The organism is Ruegeria sp. CK1 (genome assembly GCF_056536545.1).
In genome coordinates, this window is sequence record NZ_JBQFPX010000002.1 from 11958 (window position 1) to 32196 (window position 20239).

Below are 20239 nucleotides of genomic sequence, written 5' to 3' on the forward strand. Positions count from 1 at the left end.
CGATACCGAGGCAAAAAACGACGCTCCCTGTATCAAAGTTGCCGCTGAACGCCCTTTCCCTTTGCGCGTAAACCCATATCTTGCCCGAAATACGCGCGAATACAAAAGGCAGGCCAGATATGACCACCGATCCCCTTGTTGTCTTTACCCCCTCTGGCAAACGCGGGCATTTTCCCGTGGGCACCCCTGTGCTGACCGCTGCCCGTCAGTTGGGCGTCGATCTGGATTCAGTCTGCGGTGGTCGTGGTATCTGTTCGAAATGTCAGATTACACCAAGTTATGGTGAGTTTCCCAAGCATGGCGTGACTGTTTCCGAGGACGCGCTGAGTGAATGGAACGCGGTTGAACAACGCTATGACGACAAGCGCGGGCTAAAGCCGGGCCGCCGATTGGGTTGTCAGGCAACCGTTCAGGGCGACATCGTGATCGATGTGCCGCCAGAAAGCCAAGTACATCGTCAGGTCGTCCGCAAAGCCGCAGCCGCGCGCGCGATCACAATGGACCCGGCGACCCGGTTGTACTTTGTGGTCGTGGAAGAACCGGACATGCATTCGCCAACAGGCGATCTTGAACGGCTGGAACGCGCCCTGCAGCAGCAATGGAATATCGACGCGGTCACCGCCGATCTGTCGTTGATGTCCAAATTGCAGCCCGTTTTGCGTAAAGGCAAATGGGAGGTCACTGTCGCCGTTCATAAAGGCCACAAGGACAGCGTCGCGCGTATCTTGGAAATCTGGCCCGGCCTTCATGAGAAAGGACTGTACGGACTTGCGATCGACCTCGGTTCGACAACCATCGCCGCGCATCTTACTGATCTTGAAACCGGAGAGGTTAAAGCGTCCTCAGGGCTGATGAACCCTCAGATCCGTTTCGGCGAAGACCTGATGAGCCGCGTTTCATACTCGATGATGAACCCCGGCGGTGATCAAGAAATGACGAAGGCTGTGCGCGAAGCGATCAATGATTTGACGACTTCCATCGCTGGCGAAGCAGAAATTGATGCCGATCTGATCGTTGAAACGGTTTTCGTCTGCAACCCTGTCATGCATCACTTACTACTGGGTTTGGACCCGGTCGAACTTGGACAGGCTCCGTTCGCATTGGCAACCTCGGAAAGCGTATCATTACCCGCACGCGAAATGGATCTGACCAACATGAATCCCCGCGCGCAGGTTTACATTCTGCCGTGTATCGCCGGCCATGTTGGAGCCGACTGCGCGGCTGTGGCATTGTCTGAAGAGCCCGGAAAATCGGAAGACCTCGTGCTCATCGTTGATGTCGGTACCAACGCAGAAATCCTGTTGGGTAACACAAGCCGAGTTCTGGCCTGTTCGTCGCCAACTGGTCCGGCATTTGAGGGTGCGCAGATAAGTTCTGGTCAGCGCGCTGCACCCGGTGCCATTGAACGGATCGAGATCGATCCCGTGACCAAAGAACCGCGTTTTCGCGTCATCGGTTCAGAAAAATGGTCCGATGAGGAAGGGTTCGACCAAGACGTTGCCACAATGGGCATAACCGGCATCTGCGGCTCTGGCATCATCGAAGCCGTTGCCGAGATGCGCATCGCTGGTTTGCTTGATGAAAGCGGGCTTATCGGATCAGCCGAACAAACTGGCACAGCGCGGTGCGTCCCAGAAGGTCGCACCAATGCCTATTTGATCCATGATGCAAGCGCCGAAGGCGGCCCACGCATCACCGTCACTCAAGGCGATATCCGCGCCATTCAGTTGGCTAAATCCGCGCTGTACGCCGGCGCGCGGCTGCTGATGGATGAGATGGATGTAGATCGCGTAGATCGCGTGGTCCTGGCTGGCGCGTTTGGCGCTCATATATCGACCAAGCACGCGATGGTTTTGGGCATGATCCCGGATGCACCGCTGGATAAAGTTTCAAGCGCGGGTAACGCAGCCGGAACCGGTGCACGGATTGCCCTGTGTAACATCGCGGCCCGAACCGAGATCGAGCGCGTGGTTCGTGAGATCACCAAAGTCGAAACAGCTATCGAGCCCAAGTTTCAAGACCATTTTGTTGCGGCCAATGCGATACCGCACAAAACTGACCCGTTCCCAGAACTGGCTCAGGTCGTCACCCTTCCCTCGCCGTCCTTCAACTCTGGCGGCGGCGAAGAAACGTCTGGCCGTCGACGTCGGCGGAGGTCATAGTCGCCCCAGAAATCAGGGGGCGACATGGAAACTGCTAACGAAGAACAGGCCGAATACTGGGGTAAATCCTCGTCAGGCGCCAAGTGGCTGACCTATGAGAACCAACTCGATGAGCTTATGGCCCCGGTTCTGGATCTGGTGCTAGAGCGAGCAATGTTGCAACCCGGTATGCGCGTGCTGGATATCGGCTGCGGCACTGGCGCCAGTTCAATTGCGGCCTCAAAGGCAGTTGGCCCCGATGGCCGTGTTCTGGCGGCTGATTTTTCGCAACCCTTTCTGAACCGCGCGGAACAACGTGCGTCCGAAGAAGGTGTCGGGAATATCGGCTTTCAGTTTGCTGATGCCCAAACCCATCCATTTGCCGAAGCTGAGCACGACGTCATGATCTCGCGGTTTGGCGTCATGTTCTTTGAAGATACAGTTGCCGCTTTCGCGAACATGGCACGAACGCTGAAGCCTGGTGGACAGATGACGTTTGCGGCGTGGGGCCCTTTGCCAGGCAATCCCTGGTTCAAGACGCCACATATTGCCGCAACCGAACGGCTGGGTACGCCGCCCAAAGTCGACCGAAATGCACCTGGTCCACTGGCGTTTCATGATCGCGAACGGGTTACTGGGTTACTGGAACAAGCAGGTCTGAGCGACGTTCGTGCCGATGCTGTTCAGCTGATGCTTCACTTTCAGGGTTCTCTGCTTGATTGTGCTGCTTTGTGCACCCGTTTCGGTCCCGCCGCCCGCGTTATCGCGCATTTCGATGGAAAGCGCGAGGACGTAACTGCAATTCAACACGTGGTGGCAGACGCATTTCGCCCATATGCAATCGACGACACCGTTCGTATTCCCGCCGAAATCAACTTGTTCCAAGCACGTCGCCCGAATTAGGCACGTGATCCAATACGGTATACTTTCGAAACGGCTCGTTTGTCGGGAGAGATTATTGGAGCGGGTAGCGGGAATCGAACCCGCGCGTTCAGCTTGGGAAGCTGACAGGCTACCATTACATCATACCCGCCGCGTAGCGGCTGGATAGCACCACGGTTTGATCGACTGCAAGCACCTTTCACGCAAGGCTAGGAGTTACTCAGTCCGAGCTCGCAGGCTGTCGATCAGCGACTGGTCAACGTCCAGTGCCTCGCAGGCAGCGTCCAAAGTTCGCTTATCCAAATGCTGCGGATTCAGGTCTACCCCTTTTGAAAAAGCATCAACAATCACTTGCATGGCGTTGATTCTCGCATACTTTTTGTTGTTCGCTGGAATCACGTGCCATGGTGCGGTCTCTGTGGACGTGCGGGCCAGCATCTCATCTACGGCGACCTCCGCTTCGGTCCACCGCTCTCGGTTGCGGAAATCTTCATAGGTCAGCTTCCAGCGTTTCATCGGGTTACGCAGCCGCTCGGTAAACCGCTCCATCTGTTCTTCCTGAGAGATATGGAAGAATAGTTTTACGATGCGCGTTCCATCATCCACCAGCATACGCTCAAAATCGTTGATTTCGCGATAAGCCGCTCTCCAACGTTCCTCCGGAGTAAACTTTTCGATCCGTTCGACTAGAACTCTGCCATACCAACTGCGGTCAAAAGCTGAAATCGCGCCTAATGGCGGCAGTCTTTCCCAGAATCGTAGCAGGTAGTGGCGGTTTAGGTAGTAGTTCCGAGGGGCACCAATAGGCCACACTTTGAAACTTCGTGGATCCAGCGCCTGACTGATCCTTCGGATCGTGCCACCTTTTCCTGCAGCATCCCATCCTTCAAAGACGATCACCCCTTTGGTTCCATGAAACAGAAAGGCTTGCTGTATCAGCGCCAACTGGGCCTGCAACTCAGCCAGTTTGTTGAAATACGCCTGTTTGCCCAATTTTTGGCTCAGGTCCGCATCTGCGAGCTTCGGAGGGTGGTGTCTGGTCATTTGCGCCGGTCCTTGATCTTCCGATCCAACCAGTTTGGCCTGCCCGCCAAAATGCATCCTTGATCCGTGTCAAAAACAAAAAAGGCCGAGCAAGCCGCCCGGCCTTATTATTTTCGGCGCTCTAAAGGCTAGGCGCGGCGACGACGTCCACCGCCACGGCGACCACCGGCTGCTCCGGCAGCGCCTGCCTCTTCCGGCGACTTATTGAACCTGATCCACTCACCGCCATGTGCGTCGTTGTTGGTCAGAAGGTTGGCGGCGCGGATAGCCTCCATTTCCTTACCAGCGCGCGGCTTGGTCGAGCCTAGACCAAACATCTGAACAAACGCCTCATCATCCATGCCTTCAGGCAGGATGATTCCTGCGGCGGCAACCTGTTCTTTTTTCTCGGCAATCTTCTTCTGCGTAACCGGCAGAGCCACCGGGTTCATGATCGCCGAGGTCATGCCAGCACCCATGGCCATCGGCAGGAATGCATTGTTGATTCCATGACGGTTAGGCAGACCGAACGAGATGTTGGATGCGCCGCAAGTGGTGTTCACGCCCAGCTCTTCGCGCAGACGACGGACCAGAGCGAACACTTGCTGGCCAGCCGTTGCCATCGCACCAATTGGCATGACCAGCGGGTCGACAACAATGTCATGCGCCGGGATACCGAAATCGGCTGCGCGTTCTACGATTTTGCGGGCAACATCGAAGCGGACATCAGGATCTTCTGAGATGCCGGTATCGTCATTCGAGATTGCAACGACCGGAACGTTGTATTTCTTGACCAGCGGCAGAACCAGTTCCAAACGCTCTTCTTCGCCGGTGACCGAGTTCAGAAGTGGACGGCCTTCGGCGGCCTCAAGACCTGCCTCCAAAGCCCCAGGAACCGACGAGTCGATGCACAGCGGCACTTCGACCAGGCCCTGCACCAGCTCGACGATCTTGCGCATCAGCGGCGGCTCGGTTTCGTTCGGGTTGGGGTTGGAGTTGTAGACAACGCCCGCGTTGATATCCAATACGGTCGCGCCTGCCAGAACCTGCGCCAGCGCGTCTTTCTCAACGGTTGAGAAATCGCCCGCTTCTAGTTCAGCAGCCAGTTTCTTGCGGCCGGTCGGGTTGATGCGCTCACCGATCACGCAGAACGGTTCGTCAAAGCCCAGGACGGCGGTTTTTGTTTTTGATTCTACGACTGTACGGGTCATGTCCGTTCCTTAGGAGTTTACTGGCTTTGCCGAAGCGCCGCCGTTATTGATCGCCCAGTTGGCGTTGGTCTTGATCCCGCCCAACGGGAAGAAGTGCACGTTCGTGACGTTGAAATCCGGATTGGCCGCCTTGTGGTTGGCCAGCTCGGTGACAACGTCGGTCGGCTCGTAAGGCAGCAGCAGCTTGGAGACATCCATGGCGCGTTTTTGAAGAACCTTCAGCGACGGACCAACTCCACAAGCAATCGCGAATTTGATAAGCGTCTGCAGCTTAGCGGGACCTGCGATACCAATATGGATCGGCAGATCGATACCGGCCTCTTTCAAGCTGTCAGCCCATGCGATGATCGGCTTTGCATCGAAGGCAAACTGCGTTGCCAGAGCCATTTCAGCATCGGTCGTTTCACTGAACTTCTGCTTCCAACGCAACGCGTCGTCGACATTCTTGGTCGATCCGTCCGGATCAATGTCCTTGTTGCCCTCGGGGTGACCGGCCACGTGCAGACGTTTGAAACCCGCCTTATCAAACAGACCGGATTCCAGCAGCTGCATTGAGCTGTCGAAGTCACCGTGCGGGTTCGCAACACCACCGGCTAGCAGCAGCGCCTGATCAACGCCCGCTTCGCCTTGATACATCGAGATCCAGTTTTCCAAGGTCGCGGCATCCTTGATAATCCGCGCCGGGAAATGCGGCATGACAGGGTAACCTTCGGCAGCGATCCGCTTGGCGGTCTTGACCATGTCTTCAATCGGCGTGCCCTCGATATGGGCAATGTAGACGCGGGTGCCTTCGGGCAGCAGCGCGCGGAAATCTTCGACTTTTTCGGCGGTGCGCGGCATCACCTCGATCGAGTAGCCTTGCAAAAAGGCTTCGACGGTCGGATTAACTGGGCCGATTTCGACCACTTCGCGTTTTTTGAAGTTCAGCAAAGCCATTGCGGCCTCCCATATAGATCTGGGGCTCATGCCCAACCGTCATTGGCGATCAGTGCCTTGATACGGTCCTGATCGTATTCCATTTCCAGACGCGCGGCTTGCGCCTCAGCAATCTCGGACGGGTCGCCCTCAACTGCAAAGGGTTCGGCCTTGCGCCATTCAGCAAGGTAGGCATCACTGTCTTTTGCGTTCACCTTCATAGCAGCACGGTCGATGGCTTGTTCGAACCGTTCCTCCAACTGCCGCTTGGCGCCACGGCGGCCTTTGCCGACGATGACTTGAGCGGGAATGTCGCGCCAGTAAACGATGGTGACGTCAGGCATTGCCTTTGATTCCTCCTAACCAGATGGGTCGGTTCTAAACATCTATATGGGCTAAGGTCGGTCGATTTTCGACACACGGCGTATTTCTAACGACCTTTTGCCCACGGTGAGATACTGGGCTTGTATCGAAAAAGCACGCAAACTGGCACATCAAAATACTCATCACTTAAATGAGCGTCTTGCACGATGGAATTGGCCGACCTATGGTCGGGGTAACTCGAAAATCGGAGGGCGTTGAAGATGGCGCCCAAGCGTCCCAAAGGTGCGGGCGCGTTCCCGAAGGCGGTCGAAAGCCCCGCGCCGGCAAGACCCGATCCAGATGCACTTTATGCGGCGCTGGATCTGGGAACAAATAGCTGTCGCATGTTGATAGCCCAGCCCAATGGCAGCGGGTTCCATGTGGTAGATAGCTTCTCCAAATCCGTGCAACTGGGCGCGGGCTTGGAACGGACCGGACGGCTATCCCGGTCTTCGATGGCGCGTACCGTTCAGGCACTTCGCATCTGTCAGCAAAAGCTAAAGCGCAACAAGGTCAAAAGGATGCGACTTGTCGCAACCGAAGCTTGTCGGCGTGCCCGCAACTCGCGCGATTTCATTCGGCAAGTTAAGCGCGAAACAGGTTTGACGCTTGAAATCATCCAACCTGAAGAAGAGGCCAGACTGGCGGTAATCTCTTGCGCCCCCTTGGTTTCGACCAAGACGGAACAGTTGTTGGTCGTGGACATTGGTGGCGGCTCGACCGAGTTGGTTTGGATCGACATCTCTTCCGTGCCGCGCCGCGACCGCCCTGCGGCGATCATGCGGTTGCACAATGGGTTTCACACCCCAGACAGCCCGTTTCCGGCGGCCAAGGTGGTGGATTGGATCAGCGTGCCATTAGGCGTAGCCACGTTGCGAGATCAGTTCCACGATGTCGAAGATGACTCGGCCCGGTTTGCATTGATGAGCTGGTTTTTCGAGGAAAACCTCGCAGATTTTGCCCCCTATAAGGACGAACAAGCGCGCGAAGGGTTTCAGATCGTAGGAACAAGTGGCACGGTCACCACCGTCGCAGCTTCGCATCTGGGGTTGAAACGTTACGACCGGACCAAGGTGGACGGTCTGCGCATGACCAGCGATCAGATTGACAAAGTCATACGGGGATACTTAGAACTCGGCCCACTGGGGCGGCGGCGAGATCCGCGTATCGGCGATGACCGGCAGGCCCTGATCATGTCCGGCTCGGCCATTTTGCAAGCATTACTCCGCTGCTGGCCCACCGACCGCCTTTCCGTGGCGGACCGTGGGCTGCGTGAAGGTTTGTTATATGCACAAATGAGCGCAGACGGCGTATTGGAAGACGGACCGTTCTGATGGCGAAGACACCGAGTGGAAAAAACAACTCAGGCCGTGGACAGCGCGACCTGAAAGTTAAGGTAAAGACAGCGCGCGGGCGTAAGCTCAGCTCGACCCGCTGGCTTGAGCGGCAGTTGAACGACCCCTATGTAAAACGCGCTCAGGCCGAGGGTTATCGTGGTCGGGCGGCATTCAAGATTTTGGAACTGGATGACAAGTTCCGCTTTCTCGTTCCCGGCGCGCGCGTAGTCGATCTGGGATGTGCTCCCGGAGGTTGGCTGCAGGTCGCGGTCAAGCGGGTCAACGCGCTGGGCGAGAAAAGCGGTAAACGGATCGGGACGGTACTTGGTGTTGACCTGCAAGAGGTCGAGCCGGTTGCAGGTGCGACGGCTCACGTGTTGGACTTCATGGAAGATGACGCCGATCAGAAGGTCAAAGACTGGCTGGGCGGCAAGGCAGACGTCGTTATGTCGGATATGGCGGCAGCTTCGTCAGGCCACAAACAAACGGATCACTTACGGATCATGGCTCTGTGCGAAACGGCGGCCTATTTCGCCTTTGATGTCTTGGAAGAAGGTGGCACCTTTGTTGCTAAAGTTCTCGCCGGAGGCGCCGAGGGCGACCTGCAAAAGCTGCTGAAGCAAAAATTCGAAAAAGTGGCCAATGTGAAACCGCCCGCATCGCGTTCTGACAGTTCCGAGAAGTTCGTGGTTGCCACGGGTTTTCGCGGCTAAATCAATCCTCAAGCCAGCTTCGATCACCCGCAAGGAACTGCTCGCGTAAAGACGCTGCCGCTGTGCGTTGCAGCAACAGCGCTTCACCATGATTAATGTATTCCGGTTTTCTAGCCTGCAGATCAGCAATCCGTTGGTTTAACGACGATGGATTTTGCAACTGAGATGTATGGACTGGTTTGTCGGACATATGTCACCTTGGGATCTAGCGGAGCTTCCACTTCGGCCCATCCCTATCCGGGAAATTTGCCGGTAGCGTGGCGCAAACCGGGCCATGTAATGCCGTTCTATTGGGGTAACTGTGACTTTAGCTGCAATAAGCCCGGGTCTTCCGGCAAAATCGACAGCCCTTCTTCCAGCACCGAGCGCGCAGCCTCTGGGCCTCGGTTAATTTGCGCCAACTGAACCAACATCGGCCACGCCTCGGCGCGCTGTGGGTCCAGGGCGACAACCTCTCGGAATGCGCGTTCAGCGGCCGGAGAGTTGCGGAAAGTCAACGCCATCCCCCCCAAAACCAAGTGAGTTTCAGGGAAATCAAGTCTGTTTGCGATTGCACCTTGCCATTCCGCCATGCCCTGCCCGACCAAAGCCTGTTGGTCCGATGTCAGGGATTGCCGCGGGATATTGAGGAACTCTTTTGCGGCGGAAATACGCACGTTGTGCAAAGCGTCCGACAGTAAAGGTTCAAGCCGCTGGATCTGATCGAAAACTGATGCCTGACGCTGTAGCGGCACCGCATTGGCACGCACCAACGGGTCCGGATCGGACAACAAGGAAGCAGTGTTTAACGCAACTTCTTCAGATCCGAACTGTTGAAGCAGATAGGCTGCAGTGGCTCGGACAATGCCAGCCATTTCCGGGTTGGTCGCAATTGCCAGTAGTTCGTCAGGATCGTCGGCCTGCCCAGTCACGACCGACTGAAAAGAAGTTCCGTAATGTGCATTCCGATGAGTAGGCTCGGGAAACCAATCCTCAATCTGTTTTGCAGCCCAAGTCTGATCTTCGGTTTGATGGCAATCTGTACAAGCATCCTGTCCCAAACCCAAGTCAGGGCGCGGGATACGGAAACTGTGATCTCGCCGCCCATCAACGCCCATATAGACACGTTCGATCATGTGGCAGGATTTACATTGCGCGCCTTCGGTGTCTTCTGCGTGATGATGATGTGCAGGCGTATCGTAGTCTTTTGCTATCAGGGTCGGAAAATCAGGGTTTCCTGCCGGTGAATGGCATTGGGTACAAACTCCGTTTCCTTCCGCCTTCAACTCCGCGCTATGCGGTTCATGGCAATTCATGCAACCAACGCCCTGCGCGTACATTTTGGATTGCAGGAACGAGCCGTAGACATAAACCTCATCCAATATCTGGCCGTCCGGGTGATAGAGACCGGGGCGCAGCACAGCCAGATTGTAAGCGTCGTGGTAAGGCGTCCCCGGAACTGGGTTTCCGTCCCCATGCGCCTCGCGTCGGGAATGGCATCCCGCGCATTGCTGGATTTCCGCCTCAGTCTGACCTTTACCCCAATCCATTGTGAAACCAAATTCGCCTAGACCGCTCTCAATGCTTTGACCTTGCGTCCATTCCATATGCGCTGAAGCTGGGCCGTGACAGGCCTCACACCCGACGCCTATTTCAGCCTGCACCGAAGAATAACTGCGAGTCTGCACATCGTAGTTCTTTTCAAAACCGGTGGCGTGACATTCAGCACAGCGGGCGTTCCAGTTTTTATACGGCCCAGTCCAGTGCAACCCGTCATCTGGCGGTAAATCCTGATCGGGATACAAATGATACCAACGCTTTTCCTCAGTGTCCCAAACGGCATCAAAGCTCTGTAATCGGCCCGGTTCGGTTTCGAACAGGTATTGCTGCAGCGGCTCTATTCCCACCACCGAATGCACGTCGTATTGCGTTGCGACTCCGTCTTTCTCGGTCACGCGAGCTTGTAGCGCGCCTTCGGTGCGATCAAAGTCTACTGACATACCGTCATGATCGAACCGCGCTCCGTCGAAATCACCTTTGACGTGCCCGTCATCGACCTGCGTCCAAGCCAGAGCATGATGAGACATAGCCCATGCCTCGGTCTCGGCGGTGTGACACTCAACGCATTGCTCTGATCCCACATATTCAGGCGTTTGAGCTAATGCCGTGAAAGGTGCACACAGACTAAGAAGGAAAATCCACCCTCTCACGCGACTTGTCCGTTGGCTTCACCCTGCAAGTCCATCAAGGCACCGTTGTATTCCGCCCCTAGGATCAGAATGGCGGCGCACAAATACAGAAAGATCAACGCGGCCATCGCCCCTGCAAGACCTGCATATGTGGCACTGTAAGAGGCGAACTGAGCGATATAGACAGAAAACCCCCAACCTCCAGCCGCCAATAGCGCCAGTGTCAGCACAACACCTGGAAGGATTTGACGGAACTTGTGGCGGCCAGTCGGCAGAACTAGATGCGCCAAAACCACGACCACTACAGGTACAGCGACTGTGAACGTCCAACGCAGACGGTCCACCGAAAGCCAGTCGGACAGTTTGACATCCGTTTTTTCAGACACCAACTGTGTATAGACCGGCAGCACAACTTCCACCGCGGCAACAATCATGATGGTGACGCCACCAACGATTACCAGCCCAAGGCACAACAACCGGGTTTTCCAGAATGGCCAACTATCACTGTCGTGATAGGCTTGGTTCATGGCCTTGCGTACGGCCATTACTCCGTTTGAGGCAAAAAACACGGCCAGCAAACCACCCAGCGTAATGACGCCGGAACCAGATTCATTCAGCACTGAACGCAACTCAGCCACGATTGGCCCGGCCACATCACTGGGCCATGCACCGAAAATAAGCTCAATCAATTCGTTGGTCACATAGTCCTGCGACAAAGACCCAGCCAAGGCTACGGTAAACAACGCAAAGGGGAAAAGCGCCAACATCAATGACATGGCGACGTGGCTGCTCATGACGAAGCCATTTTTGGCGTTAAAACGGACAATGGCTAACCATAATGCCCGAACTGGCCGACTAAAATAGAGAATCAAGCGCGCAGTCATAGGGAAAACCTAACCCGGCCTGCTCATTCACAGAACCGACAAATCGAACTGCTGCGCAATTTATCTCTGACAAATCTTTGAGCGCATTGCATAATCCGCCGCTGCTGTGCAGGATTAACTATATGCCCGCAGCGAACTTCCTGACACAGGCAGAATTATGACAATGGACAAAGACATCATCGCGCCTCCTACAAAGCTAAAGTTGTCTGTTGTGCGTGATGTGTTGATCGTCGCAACGCTTGTGGTGCTTGGACTTTATGCGGGCGCCGCGTTTCTGATCCCGTTGACTATGGCCTTACTTATCAATGTCCTGATTATCGCGCTGAGCGACAGGATCATCGCCATAACCCGAGCGCCGGTGTGGCTGGCAAATGTTGCAGGCGTTACCGTGGTATTAGCAGGCTTGTTTGTGATCATGTATATTCTGGGAAGTCAGGCGACCCAATTTGCCAGAACGATTAGCACGTACGAAAACCAGTTCGACGAAGCCGTTAACCGTGTCACCGGTTTAGTGGGCAACGACGTGACCAAGTTTATTCGTGACAACCTGATCAACATCGACATGTCCTACGTTGCGCGCGTTCTTCTGGGCAGCGCAACCTCCCTACTAAACCAGTTCTTTCTGATCAGCCTATACGTCGCTTTTCTTATGGCTGAGCGGTTGGCCTTTCGAAAAAAGATACAGTTGGCCGCAGGTGACCCTAAAACCGGCAGCGAGTTTGCCGCTATTGTGGATGCGATATCTTTCAGCCTGCAACGCTATGTGGGTGTGAAGACACTGATCAGCCTAATAACCGCAGGTATCAGCTATTCTGTCTTCAAGGTGATGGGTCTGGAATTCGCCGAAACTTGGGCTGTGCTTACGTTTGCTCTGAACTTCATCCCGTCCATCGGCTCGATCATCGCGGTGATTTTTCCATCCATGATCGCTCTGGTTCAATTCGAAAGCATCGGGCCCTTCCTGATCATTGTATTTGGTTGTGGCACTATTCAGTTCCTGATCGGAAATTTTCTGGATCCAGCCTTGCTGGGACGGTCACTAAATATGTCGACTTTCCTGGTTATTCTGGCACTGATGTTCTGGACCACGATCTGGGGATTGATCGGCGCTTTTCTAAGCGTTCCCCTGACAGTGTGCATTCTCATCGTGTTCAGCCATATTCCAGCCTTGCGACCGGTTGCCATCCTTATGTCTCTGGATGGGAGATTGGGCGAAGACGTTCGCACCGGCTCTGCAAGCTAGAAGATGAAACAACCGCTGTTCATTGGATCAGAAATCTATCGAAACTCGACTTATGGTTCCAAACACCCTCTGGCGATCCCGCGCGTGTCTACTGTTATTGATCTGTGCCGGGCGCAAGGGTGGCTGACGACTGAAAACTATCGTGTCAGCCCCTGCGCGAAACCCGCCGCACTTGAGGCGTTTCATACACCGGATTACATCGCCGCCTTGCAACAAGCCGAACATGATCAGGCGGTGTCAGACGAAACGCGAAGCAAATACGCGCTGGGCACACTGTCCAACCCCGTTTTCCCTGAGATGTATCGGCGCCCTGCTACGGCAGCTGGTGGTTCGATGTTGGGGGCTGAACTGATCCGCGATGGTGGCATCGTCTACAATCCCGCAGGCGGCACCCATCACGGGCTTGCCAACCGAGCTAACGGGTTTTGCTATCTGAACGATCCAGTGTTGGCGATCATGACCTTATTGAATGCGGGTCTCGACCGGATCGTTTACATCGACATCGACGCGCACCACTGTGATGGCGTCGAAGCGGCCTTTCAAGGTTCATCAAAGGTGCGCATGATATCGGTTCATGAAACGCGGCGATGGCCGTTCAGCGGAACTTTAGATAGCGATGCGGGTGGGGCAGCGTTCAATCTTCCCGTAAGCCGCAACCTCAACGACGACGAATTCTACGCTATTCTCGAGCTGTTGATCCTGCCTGCGACCGAAGCCTTTAAACCTCAGGCGATCGTGTTGCAGTGTGGAGCAGACGCCGTCGCTGAGGACCCTTTGTCGCGACTGACACTGTCGAACAACGCTCATTGGCGCGCAGTTGCCGACCTACGCGATATGGCGCCACGTTTGCTGGTTCTGGGCGGCGGCGGTTACAACCCTTGGTCCGTTGCACGGCTGTGGAGCGGCGTTTGGGCAACTCTGAACGGGCTCGACATACCCGACATCCTGAATGCCAAAGTGCGATCCGTGTTAGAGGGTCTCACCTGGACCCGAGCCGCGGGGAAGCAGCCACCTCGGCACTGGTTCGAAACGCTTCGCGATGCGCCAAATCACGGGGCTGTACGTTCTGAATTGCAAGCTGACCTTCGGTATCTTGCGGCTCGGATTTCATAGTGGATCAGACACCACAAGGCTGTTAGCTTTCCATAATTGTTGCACATTCTCGATCAAACAACTTCGGTAAAGCTGGTCATTTCATCACAACCGGTGACTATTGGGCTAAACAAATGAATGCACTTAATCAGATAAATGAACTCAAGGCACGCATGGGTCAGGCGATCATCGGACAGACCGAAGTGATCGACAGGTTGGTTATCGGTTTGTTGGCAAATGGTAACCTGCTCATCGAGGGCCTGCCTGGTTTGGCGAAAACCCGCGCCGTCAAGGCCATGGCCCGCAATCTGGACGCCAGTTTCAGCCGGATTCAGTTCACGCCGGACCTGCTTCCATCAGACGTAACCGGTACCGAAGTCTTTCAGCAAACCGAGGCCGGTAACACTTTTCGGTTCGAACCCGGCCCCATCTTTGCAAACATCGTTTTGGCTGACGAAATCAACCGTGCCCCCGCCAAAGTACAGGCAGCTCTTTTGGAAGCAATGGAAGAACGGCAGGTCACTGTCTCAGGCACCACTCATAAAATGGACCCACTGTTCATCGTCATGGCAACGCAAAACCCCATCGAGCAAGAGGGCACTTACCCGCTGCCCGAAGCGCAGATGGACCGGTTTTTGATGCATATTCAGATCACCTATCCTCCGGTAGAAGACGAGGTAGAAGTAATTCGTTTGGTCCGCGATGAAGAGATCGCAGCCGGGTCTGGATCGACAGGCGGCACCCCGTCACCTGTCCCGCAGGACGCCGTGTTTGAGGCACGATCCGAGATTGGACAAGTCCATGTGTCTGATGCCATGGACCGCTACATGGCCGATCTGGTCCAGGCAACACGCACGCCTGAGAAATACAACGAAGAATTGGCCAGTTGGATCGAAATTGGCGCCAGCCCACGCGCTTCTTTGGCCCTGGACAAATGTGGGCGCGCGCACGCATGGATGAATAGTCGCGACTATGTCGACCCAGCTGATATCCGTGCCATCGCTCATGATGTCTTTCGCCACCGCATCACCCTCAGCTTTGAGGCGCAAGGAAGCGCCAAATCGCCCGACGATGTGATTGCGGAAATTCTGCGCCTTGTTGCGCTGCCCTGATTAGTAGGAAAGTGAGCTTCGTGGCCCAGACCGCCACATACCCCAACGACCCACGCATTCACGTGGACGCCAATCACCTCCTTCGGTTGGGGGGCAAATCGCGCGCAATCAGCCTGTTGCCCAGACAACCTGCACGCTCGATCTTGAACGGACGCCATGCCTCACGCTTGCGCGGACGTGGCCTAAACTTCGAAGAGCTGCGCAGCTACTTGCCCGGCGATGACATCCGAACAATTGACTGGAAAGTAACGGCTCGCACCGGAGAACCCCATGTTAGGGTCTATACCGAAGAGCGGGATCGCCCTGCCCTACTGTTGGTCGACCAGCGGGTTTCAATGTTTTTTGGAACCGAAACCTACATGAAGTCCGTCATTGCTGCCGAAGCGGCCGCAATCGCGGCACATCGCATCTTGGATCAAGGCGACCGCGTTGGTGGAATCGTTTTTGGTGACACGGATCTAGCTGAACACCGCCCTCAGCGCCGCCCTGCGGCTTTGACCCGGTTTTTGTCTTCGGTCGCGGCGTTGAACTGCAGATTAAACGCTTCGCTTCGTCCAGAACCAACAGTTACATTGAACGATGTTTTGAAACAGGCAACCCGAATTGCGCACACCAATGCCTTGGTCTGTGTGTTTTCGGATTTCGACGGTCTGGACAAGGCATCGGAACGTATCCTCAGCCGCTTGGCACAATCCAATGATTTAATTTTGTTCAACGTTTTCGACCCAAGCTCGCGCCAGCTTCCGCCGAGTTTAAGAATGACAGTCTCGGATGGTGTCCAACAGTTCGAACTGGACAGTGCTGAACCGAATTTGTCCGATCACATTAAAGCGGCAATGGAACATCGTTTGGCGCAGTTGCAGCTGTGGTCGCACCGGTATGGCTTTCCAATTGTCCCGATGACAACCGCTGAACCGGCTTTGGATCAATTGCTCAGACAGTTCGGACACGTCGGAGGACGGCGATGAGCATTGATACCGAGGGAAAATCCCTGGTTGAATTGCTGGACATGCTCGTGCCTGCGCCAGAACCACCTCCCATACCAATGACACCGCAAACGTGGGGTTGGGTGGTCCTGGCGGTAGTTCTGGCAGCAGCAATCGCTTGCGGAGGTTACTTGTATCTTAAACACCGACGATCCAATGCGTACCGGCGTGCTGCTCTGGCCGAACTTGATGCCGCAGGCGATGATACAGCCAATGTCGCCAATATATTGCGACGCACTGCGCTTGCAGCTTACCCCCGCGCGGAAGTTGCCAGTCTACACGGGCAGGATTGGATTAGGTTTTTACGTCAAACCTCTGATAAATTGCAAATTTCTGATTCAGCCGCCCAACTTCTAAACGAAGCACCGTACAAGGATAGCTCGGCAAGCCCCAACGTAGCACATTTGGCCCGGGTTTGGATAAACACGCACAAACCAAAAGGGAGGCTATGATGATTTCATTCGCCTTCCCTTGGGCCTTTCTACTTGTCCCACTACCCCTCTTGGTCTTTTGGCTTGCCCCCCCGCATCGTGAACAAACAAGTTCAATTCGCATACCGTTCTTCCGCCATGTCGCAAAAGCGGCGAAAGCCGAACCAAAATCCGGATCGATTATTTCAAGACGGTCGTTACTGCAGACCCTTGTGGTTGTATTGATTTGGCTGATGCTCGTTACCGCTCTTGCGCGTCCGGAAAAACTTGCTGAGCCGATCGTGATAGAAAAATCCGCCCGAGACGTTGTACTGGCACTTGATATTTCGGGCTCGATGGATCAACGCGATTTTCAATCGACAGACGGCGCGCCCAAGCAACGACTGGCTGCAGTCAAAGATGTCCTGCGCTCTTTCATTGCCGAACGTCAGGGCGATCGAATGGCTCTGATCATTTTCGGCACACGGGCTTTCGTCCAGGCTCCTTTCACCGAAGATTTGAATAGTTTGAACGGGTTCCTTGATCAAACTGAAGTAGGAATGGCAGGTCCTAATACAGCTTTAGGCGACGCGATCGGTCTTGGCATTCGCACATTCGAATCCAGCGAGGTCGATCAACGCCTGATGATCCTGCTGAGCGACGGTGCCGACACATCGAGCCGAATGACTCCAAGCAACGCGGCAGCAATTGCCGCTGACAAGGGCGTCGTAATCTACACCATCGGGGTTGGCGATCCCGATGCGTCCGGCGAGGACCGAGTGGACTTGGATGCTTTGAAAGCAATCGCAGACCGCACAGGCGGTCAATATTTCTTTGCCAATGATGAGGTCGCTCTCACCGAGACCTACAAGCGTATCGACGAGCAAAACCCACGAATAGTTGAAACGCAAAGCTATCGACCACGCGAAGGCTTGACCCACTACCCGCTGCTGATCGCATTGGTACTGATTTTGGGCAGTTCCGTGGGCTTTCATTTCACACAGCACCGCAGGAAAACGATATGATCGATGCGGTTTCAGAATTTCATTTTATTAGAGCAGGTTGCTTACTGTTCTTAATTCCTATCGCGGGTTTGTTGTGGTTGGTCCGACCTAAACGCTCGGGAAAAGCGACGGTGCCACTTGGGATCGCTCCCCACTTGGCGGCAGCACTTACGCTTGGCGCTGATGATAAACAAAGGATTTACCCAATCGATGTTGCCATGTTTGCAGCGGCTTTGATCGCAATAGCCGCAGCCGGACCAACCTGGTCACGAGCGCCCAACCCATTGTTGGCCGATACAGCCCCTCTTGTGATCGCGCTAAAGGTCACGGACAGCATGGAGGATAGGGATCTGGCCCCTTCTCGGTTGGAACGCGCAAAATACAAGATAACAGACGTAATAAACGCCAGGACCGGTGCTCAAACTGCGTTGGTGGCCTATGCTGGCTCTCCGCACCGGGTTGCACCACTCACAGAGGATGCGAATATCCTACGGCCGCTGCTGGAAGGTCTGACACCCGCCGTCATGCCCTCCCAAGGAGATGCCGCGGCAGAAGCACTGTCACTAGCTCAATATATATTGGATGAACGCGATGCAGCGGGGGCTGTATTGTTTGTTCTAGACGACCTTGATCCATCACAGATTTCGGCATTCGAAAACGCGCCCTATCAGGTTTTCTTTTTGACTATGCTTCCTGACAAGCAGGAAATCGTGCAATTGAACACCATGAGGAACGCGAATGTCGTCGCATTCTCCAATGATGACCAAGATATTAATCGGCTTTTGCGGCAAATCCAGACGACCTATGTCGATGCACTGGATGACGATGACCGGCTCGACTGGCAGGATCGAGGGTGGATTCTGGCTTGGCCTGCGGCCCTGATATGCTTGTTATGGTTCAGACGTGGCTGGGTCATCAGGTGGGCTTTGCTGGGCTTATTCCTGATGCAACCGGCAGGTCCAGCCAAGGCCGAGGGCTGGCAGAATTGGTTTCTTACACCCGATCAACAGGGGCAGATCGCTATGAACCAAAAACGGTTCTCTGATGCCGCTGATTTGTTTGAGGACCCATACCACAAAGGTTACGCGCACATGAAAGCCGGTCAGTACCCAGAGGCCGCGGCGATCTTTGCTGAGCTTAATACTCCAGAAGCGGCTTTTGCCGAAGGCATGTCACGCATCCGTAATCGAGAGTATCGACCGGCCATAGCCGCGTTCGAAACAGCTTTGGAACGCCGTCCTAACTGGCCGGAAGCACAACATAATCTCGAGGTCGCTACTGCCATTCTAGACTATGTTGAAACCACACGAGAACAGTCAGACACCGGGGAAGAAGCCGGGATCGGCGCGGATGACACTGTATTCGATAACGATGCCGGAAAAGGTGAAAATACAACCATTCAAGCTCAGTCTGACGGGGCCAAACCACTGTCGGCAGATCAGTGGATCAGTGCGATCGATACGGACATGCAGGATTTTCTCCGCAACCGGTTCTTGCTGGAAAATCAGGAGAAAGAACAATGAGATATGTTTTACTTCTCGTGTTCTTTTTAGTGCCGGGCAAAGCAGTCTCGCAGGGCACCGGTTCTGTACAGCCAATAGTCACGGTGGAAGCGCCTACCGACGAGGTAATAGTCGGACAACCAGCCACCGTACAAATTAAGGTTTTGGTTCCGACATTCATGCCGTCGCCGCCCGGATTCCCTTCACTGGAACAGGAAAACCTACTGGTGCGGCTTCCCGAACGTGCCTCAGGCCCCGTGAGTGAAAGCGTTGATGGCGAAACATGGTCAGGCGTTCAGCGTCGGTATCGCATCTACCCTTTGGTTGCCGGGCCACTCGACTTAGCCACTACCGACATGACGGTTACGTTTGCTGACCCAAACACCAACGATCCGGTTCAGGTATCGGTCCCGCTTCCTTCAATCACAATCAACGCGGTGATACCTGACGCCGCAGTAGAACTGGACCCTCTCATCATCGCTACAGGCTTTGAGCTGGGACAGGAAATTGAGGGCTCAACCGATATGCAGGCTGGAGATGCCATAACACGGCGACTGACCGCCCGGATTTCCGGGACGAGCCCTATCTTAATTCCCCCGCTTATTGAGGAAAATCAATATCCTCTGCTGCGAACTTATGCCAAGGAACCCAAGTTTACCGAGACAGAGGACAGAGGCGTTCTTTCCGGGCAGCGCATCGACGAAGCCGTTTTCCTCGCGAAGGACGGTGGTCAGACGCAGCTGCCGGCAGTTTCCTTTCAATGGTACAACCTTTCAACCAACTCGATTGAAACGGTTGAGGCAGAGGCAGTAGACTTGACCCTCACCGCGCCGAAATCCGGTCCGCCGTCCGCGGAACAGTTGCTTAGGTACGTTCTTTGGGGTGGTCTTTTGGCATTAGTCCTATGGACGTTCGTGCGCTGGGGATCGCCACGCTACCAAACTTGGCGCGACGCTCGACAAGCAGCGTACGAGTCGTCACCTGACTATGCTCTTGCGCAGTTGCGTCACGCGCTTAAATCCCAAGATCTTTCCGCTGCCTATTCCGCGCTTCAGCTGTGGAAACAGCGATGCAGCGAACCGCAAGGTTACAATGGGCTCGAAGAATGTTTAGTTAGGATTGGCTCTGCGCGATACGCATCTGATATTGTTAGTAATACACCCGATTGGTCCCGGGCAGTTTCCGCTCTGGACGCCTTAATGGACGCACCAAATAAATCGGCCCAATCGCTTCCTCCACTGAACCCTTAACAG

The 20239-nt window shown here is 54.9% G+C and carries 19 protein-coding genes and 1 tRNA gene; 12 read left to right on the forward strand and 8 right to left on the reverse strand.

Annotation, left to right across the window (positions count from 1 at the left end):
• Nucleotides 1-119: 119 nt before the first annotated feature.
• Nucleotides 120-2162: an ASKHA domain-containing protein gene (locus ACR0L3_RS06625; protein ID WP_480744698.1), complete on the forward strand. Its 2043-nt coding sequence runs from the start codon at nucleotides 120-122 to the stop codon at nucleotides 2160-2162.
• A gap of 24 nt (nucleotides 2163-2186) precedes the next feature.
• Nucleotides 2187-3044: a class I SAM-dependent methyltransferase gene (locus tag ACR0L3_RS06630; RefSeq protein ID WP_480744700.1), complete on the forward strand. Its 858-nt coding sequence runs from the start codon at nucleotides 2187-2189 to the stop codon at nucleotides 3042-3044.
• 56 nt (nucleotides 3045-3100) lie between these two features.
• Here ACR0L3_RS06630 and ACR0L3_RS06635 read toward each other — a convergent pair.
• The 5 genes from ACR0L3_RS06635 to ACR0L3_RS06655 form a co-directional block, all read right to left on the reverse strand.
• Nucleotides 3101-3174 (reverse strand) — tRNA-Gly (locus ACR0L3_RS06635).
• A 65-nt stretch (nucleotides 3175-3239) separates the two neighbouring features.
• Nucleotides 3240-4067 (reverse strand): polyphosphate kinase 2 family protein, encoded by an 828-nt coding sequence (locus ACR0L3_RS06640; protein ID WP_480744702.1) that lies wholly within the window; start codon nucleotides 4065-4067, stop codon nucleotides 3240-3242.
• A gap of 128 nt (nucleotides 4068-4195) precedes the next feature.
• Nucleotides 4196-5257 carry a methyltetrahydrofolate cobalamin methyltransferase gene (locus ACR0L3_RS06645; RefSeq protein ID WP_480744704.1) on the reverse strand — a complete coding sequence of 354 codons (1062 nt, stop codon included), beginning with the start codon at nucleotides 5255-5257 and terminating at the stop codon, nucleotides 4196-4198.
• Nucleotides 5258-5266: 9 nt separating this feature from the next.
• Entirely contained in the window at nucleotides 5267-6193 is a 927-nt protein-coding gene (locus tag ACR0L3_RS06650) for a methylenetetrahydrofolate reductase (RefSeq protein WP_480745440.1), read from the reverse strand.
• 26 nt (nucleotides 6194-6219) lie between these two features.
• Complete coding sequence (locus tag ACR0L3_RS06655) at nucleotides 6220-6516, reverse strand: virulence factor (protein ID WP_480744705.1); 297 nt, start codon at nucleotides 6514-6516, stop codon at nucleotides 6220-6222.
• A 240-nt stretch (nucleotides 6517-6756) separates the two neighbouring features.
• Here ACR0L3_RS06655 and ACR0L3_RS06660 point away from each other — a divergent pair, with 240 nt between their 5' ends.
• Together ACR0L3_RS06660 and ACR0L3_RS06665 are read left to right on the forward strand one after the other, a co-directional pair.
• Nucleotides 6757-7869, forward strand: a complete 1113-nt coding sequence (locus ACR0L3_RS06660; RefSeq protein WP_480744707.1) for a Ppx/GppA phosphatase family protein — start codon at nucleotides 6757-6759, stop codon at nucleotides 7867-7869.
• Entirely contained in the window at nucleotides 7869-8585 is a 717-nt protein-coding gene (locus ACR0L3_RS06665) for an RlmE family RNA methyltransferase (protein ID WP_480744708.1), read from the forward strand. The genes ACR0L3_RS06660 and ACR0L3_RS06665 overlap by 1 nt, the downstream gene beginning before the upstream one ends.
• 1 nt (nucleotide 8586) lies before the next feature.
• Here the strand turns inward: ACR0L3_RS06665 and ACR0L3_RS06670 are convergent, their stop codons facing one another.
• The 3 genes from ACR0L3_RS06670 to ACR0L3_RS06680 form a co-directional block, all read right to left on the reverse strand.
• Nucleotides 8587-8775, reverse strand: coding sequence for a hypothetical protein (locus ACR0L3_RS06670; RefSeq protein ID WP_480744710.1), 189 nt, complete (start codon nucleotides 8773-8775; stop codon nucleotides 8587-8589).
• A gap of 97 nt (nucleotides 8776-8872) precedes the next feature.
• Complete coding sequence (locus tag ACR0L3_RS06675; protein ID WP_480744711.1) at nucleotides 8873-10774, reverse strand: multiheme c-type cytochrome; 1902 nt, start codon at nucleotides 10772-10774, stop codon at nucleotides 8873-8875.
• A complete protein-coding gene (locus tag ACR0L3_RS06680) occupies nucleotides 10771-11637 on the reverse strand; it encodes a YihY/virulence factor BrkB family protein (RefSeq protein WP_480744712.1) in 867 nt (288 codons plus the stop codon). Before ACR0L3_RS06680 ends, ACR0L3_RS06675 begins: the two co-directional genes overlap by 4 nt.
• Before the next feature lie 163 nt (nucleotides 11638-11800).
• Here ACR0L3_RS06680 and ACR0L3_RS06685 point away from each other — a divergent pair, with 163 nt between their 5' ends.
• The 8 genes from ACR0L3_RS06685 to ACR0L3_RS06720 all read left to right on the forward strand — a co-directional run bounded on the left by ACR0L3_RS06685 (nucleotide 11801) and on the right by ACR0L3_RS06720 (nucleotide 20236).
• Complete coding sequence (locus ACR0L3_RS06685; protein WP_480744714.1) at nucleotides 11801-12880, forward strand: AI-2E family transporter; 1080 nt, start codon at nucleotides 11801-11803, stop codon at nucleotides 12878-12880.
• A gap of 3 nt (nucleotides 12881-12883) precedes the next feature.
• Nucleotides 12884-13993, forward strand: a complete 1110-nt coding sequence (locus ACR0L3_RS06690; RefSeq protein WP_480744716.1) for an acetoin utilization protein AcuC — start codon at nucleotides 12884-12886, stop codon at nucleotides 13991-13993.
• Between the two features lie 113 nt (nucleotides 13994-14106).
• Nucleotides 14107-15084 (forward strand): AAA family ATPase, encoded by a 978-nt coding sequence (locus ACR0L3_RS06695; RefSeq protein WP_480744718.1) that lies wholly within the window; start codon nucleotides 14107-14109, stop codon nucleotides 15082-15084.
• A 20-nt stretch (nucleotides 15085-15104) separates the two neighbouring features.
• Entirely contained in the window at nucleotides 15105-16052 is a 948-nt protein-coding gene (locus ACR0L3_RS06700) for a DUF58 domain-containing protein (protein ID WP_480744719.1), read from the forward strand.
• Nucleotides 16049-16522: a DUF4381 domain-containing protein gene (locus ACR0L3_RS06705; RefSeq protein ID WP_480744721.1), complete on the forward strand. Its 474-nt coding sequence runs from the start codon at nucleotides 16049-16051 to the stop codon at nucleotides 16520-16522. The genes ACR0L3_RS06700 and ACR0L3_RS06705 overlap by 4 nt, the downstream gene beginning before the upstream one ends.
• Before the next feature lie 191 nt (nucleotides 16523-16713).
• Complete coding sequence (locus tag ACR0L3_RS06710) at nucleotides 16714-17505, forward strand: VWA domain-containing protein (RefSeq protein WP_480744723.1); 792 nt, start codon at nucleotides 16714-16716, stop codon at nucleotides 17503-17505.
• A 110-nt stretch (nucleotides 17506-17615) separates the two neighbouring features.
• Nucleotides 17616-19007: a VWA domain-containing protein gene (locus ACR0L3_RS06715; RefSeq protein WP_480744724.1), complete on the forward strand. Its 1392-nt coding sequence runs from the start codon at nucleotides 17616-17618 to the stop codon at nucleotides 19005-19007.
• Entirely contained in the window at nucleotides 19004-20236 is a 1233-nt protein-coding gene (locus ACR0L3_RS06720; RefSeq protein ID WP_480744726.1) for a hypothetical protein, read from the forward strand. The genes ACR0L3_RS06715 and ACR0L3_RS06720 overlap by 4 nt, the downstream gene beginning before the upstream one ends.
• Nucleotides 20237-20239: the final 3 nt, after the last annotated feature.

Bases quoted from the DNA above. Each gene is read 5' to 3' on its own strand.
- ACR0L3_RS06640 (WP_480744702.1), bottom strand. From the start codon at position 4,067: ATGACCAGACACCACCCTCCGAAGCTCGCAGATGCGGACCTGAGCCAA.
- ACR0L3_RS06695 (WP_480744718.1), top strand. From the start codon at position 14,107: ATGAATGCACTTAATCAGATAAATGAACTCAAGGCACGCATGGGTCAG.
- ACR0L3_RS06690 (WP_480744716.1), top strand. From the start codon at position 12,884: ATGAAACAACCGCTGTTCATTGGATCAGAAATCTATCGAAACTCGACT.
- ACR0L3_RS06625 (WP_480744698.1), top strand. From the start codon at position 120: ATGACCACCGATCCCCTTGTTGTCTTTACCCCCTCTGGCAAACGCGGG.
- ACR0L3_RS06680 (WP_480744712.1), bottom strand. From the start codon at position 11,637: ATGACTGCGCGCTTGATTCTCTATTTTAGTCGGCCAGTTCGGGCATTA.
- ACR0L3_RS06665 (WP_480744708.1), top strand. From the start codon at position 7,869: ATGGCGAAGACACCGAGTGGAAAAAACAACTCAGGCCGTGGACAGCGC.
- ACR0L3_RS06720 (WP_480744726.1), top strand. From the start codon at position 19,004: ATGAGATATGTTTTACTTCTCGTGTTCTTTTTAGTGCCGGGCAAAGCA.
- ACR0L3_RS06705 (WP_480744721.1), top strand. From the start codon at position 16,049: ATGAGCATTGATACCGAGGGAAAATCCCTGGTTGAATTGCTGGACATG.
- ACR0L3_RS06655 (WP_480744705.1), bottom strand. From the start codon at position 6,516: ATGCCTGACGTCACCATCGTTTACTGGCGCGACATTCCCGCTCAAGTC.
- ACR0L3_RS06670 (WP_480744710.1), bottom strand. From the start codon at position 8,775: ATGTCCGACAAACCAGTCCATACATCTCAGTTGCAAAATCCATCGTCG.
- ACR0L3_RS06685 (WP_480744714.1), top strand. From the start codon at position 11,801: ATGGACAAAGACATCATCGCGCCTCCTACAAAGCTAAAGTTGTCTGTT.
- ACR0L3_RS06645 (WP_480744704.1), bottom strand. From the start codon at position 5,257: ATGACCCGTACAGTCGTAGAATCAAAAACAAAAACCGCCGTCCTGGGC.
- ACR0L3_RS06630 (WP_480744700.1), top strand. From the start codon at position 2,187: ATGGAAACTGCTAACGAAGAACAGGCCGAATACTGGGGTAAATCCTCG.
- ACR0L3_RS06660 (WP_480744707.1), top strand. From the start codon at position 6,757: ATGGCGCCCAAGCGTCCCAAAGGTGCGGGCGCGTTCCCGAAGGCGGTC.
- ACR0L3_RS06650 (WP_480745440.1), bottom strand. From the start codon at position 6,193: ATGGCTTTGCTGAACTTCAAAAAACGCGAAGTGGTCGAAATCGGCCCA.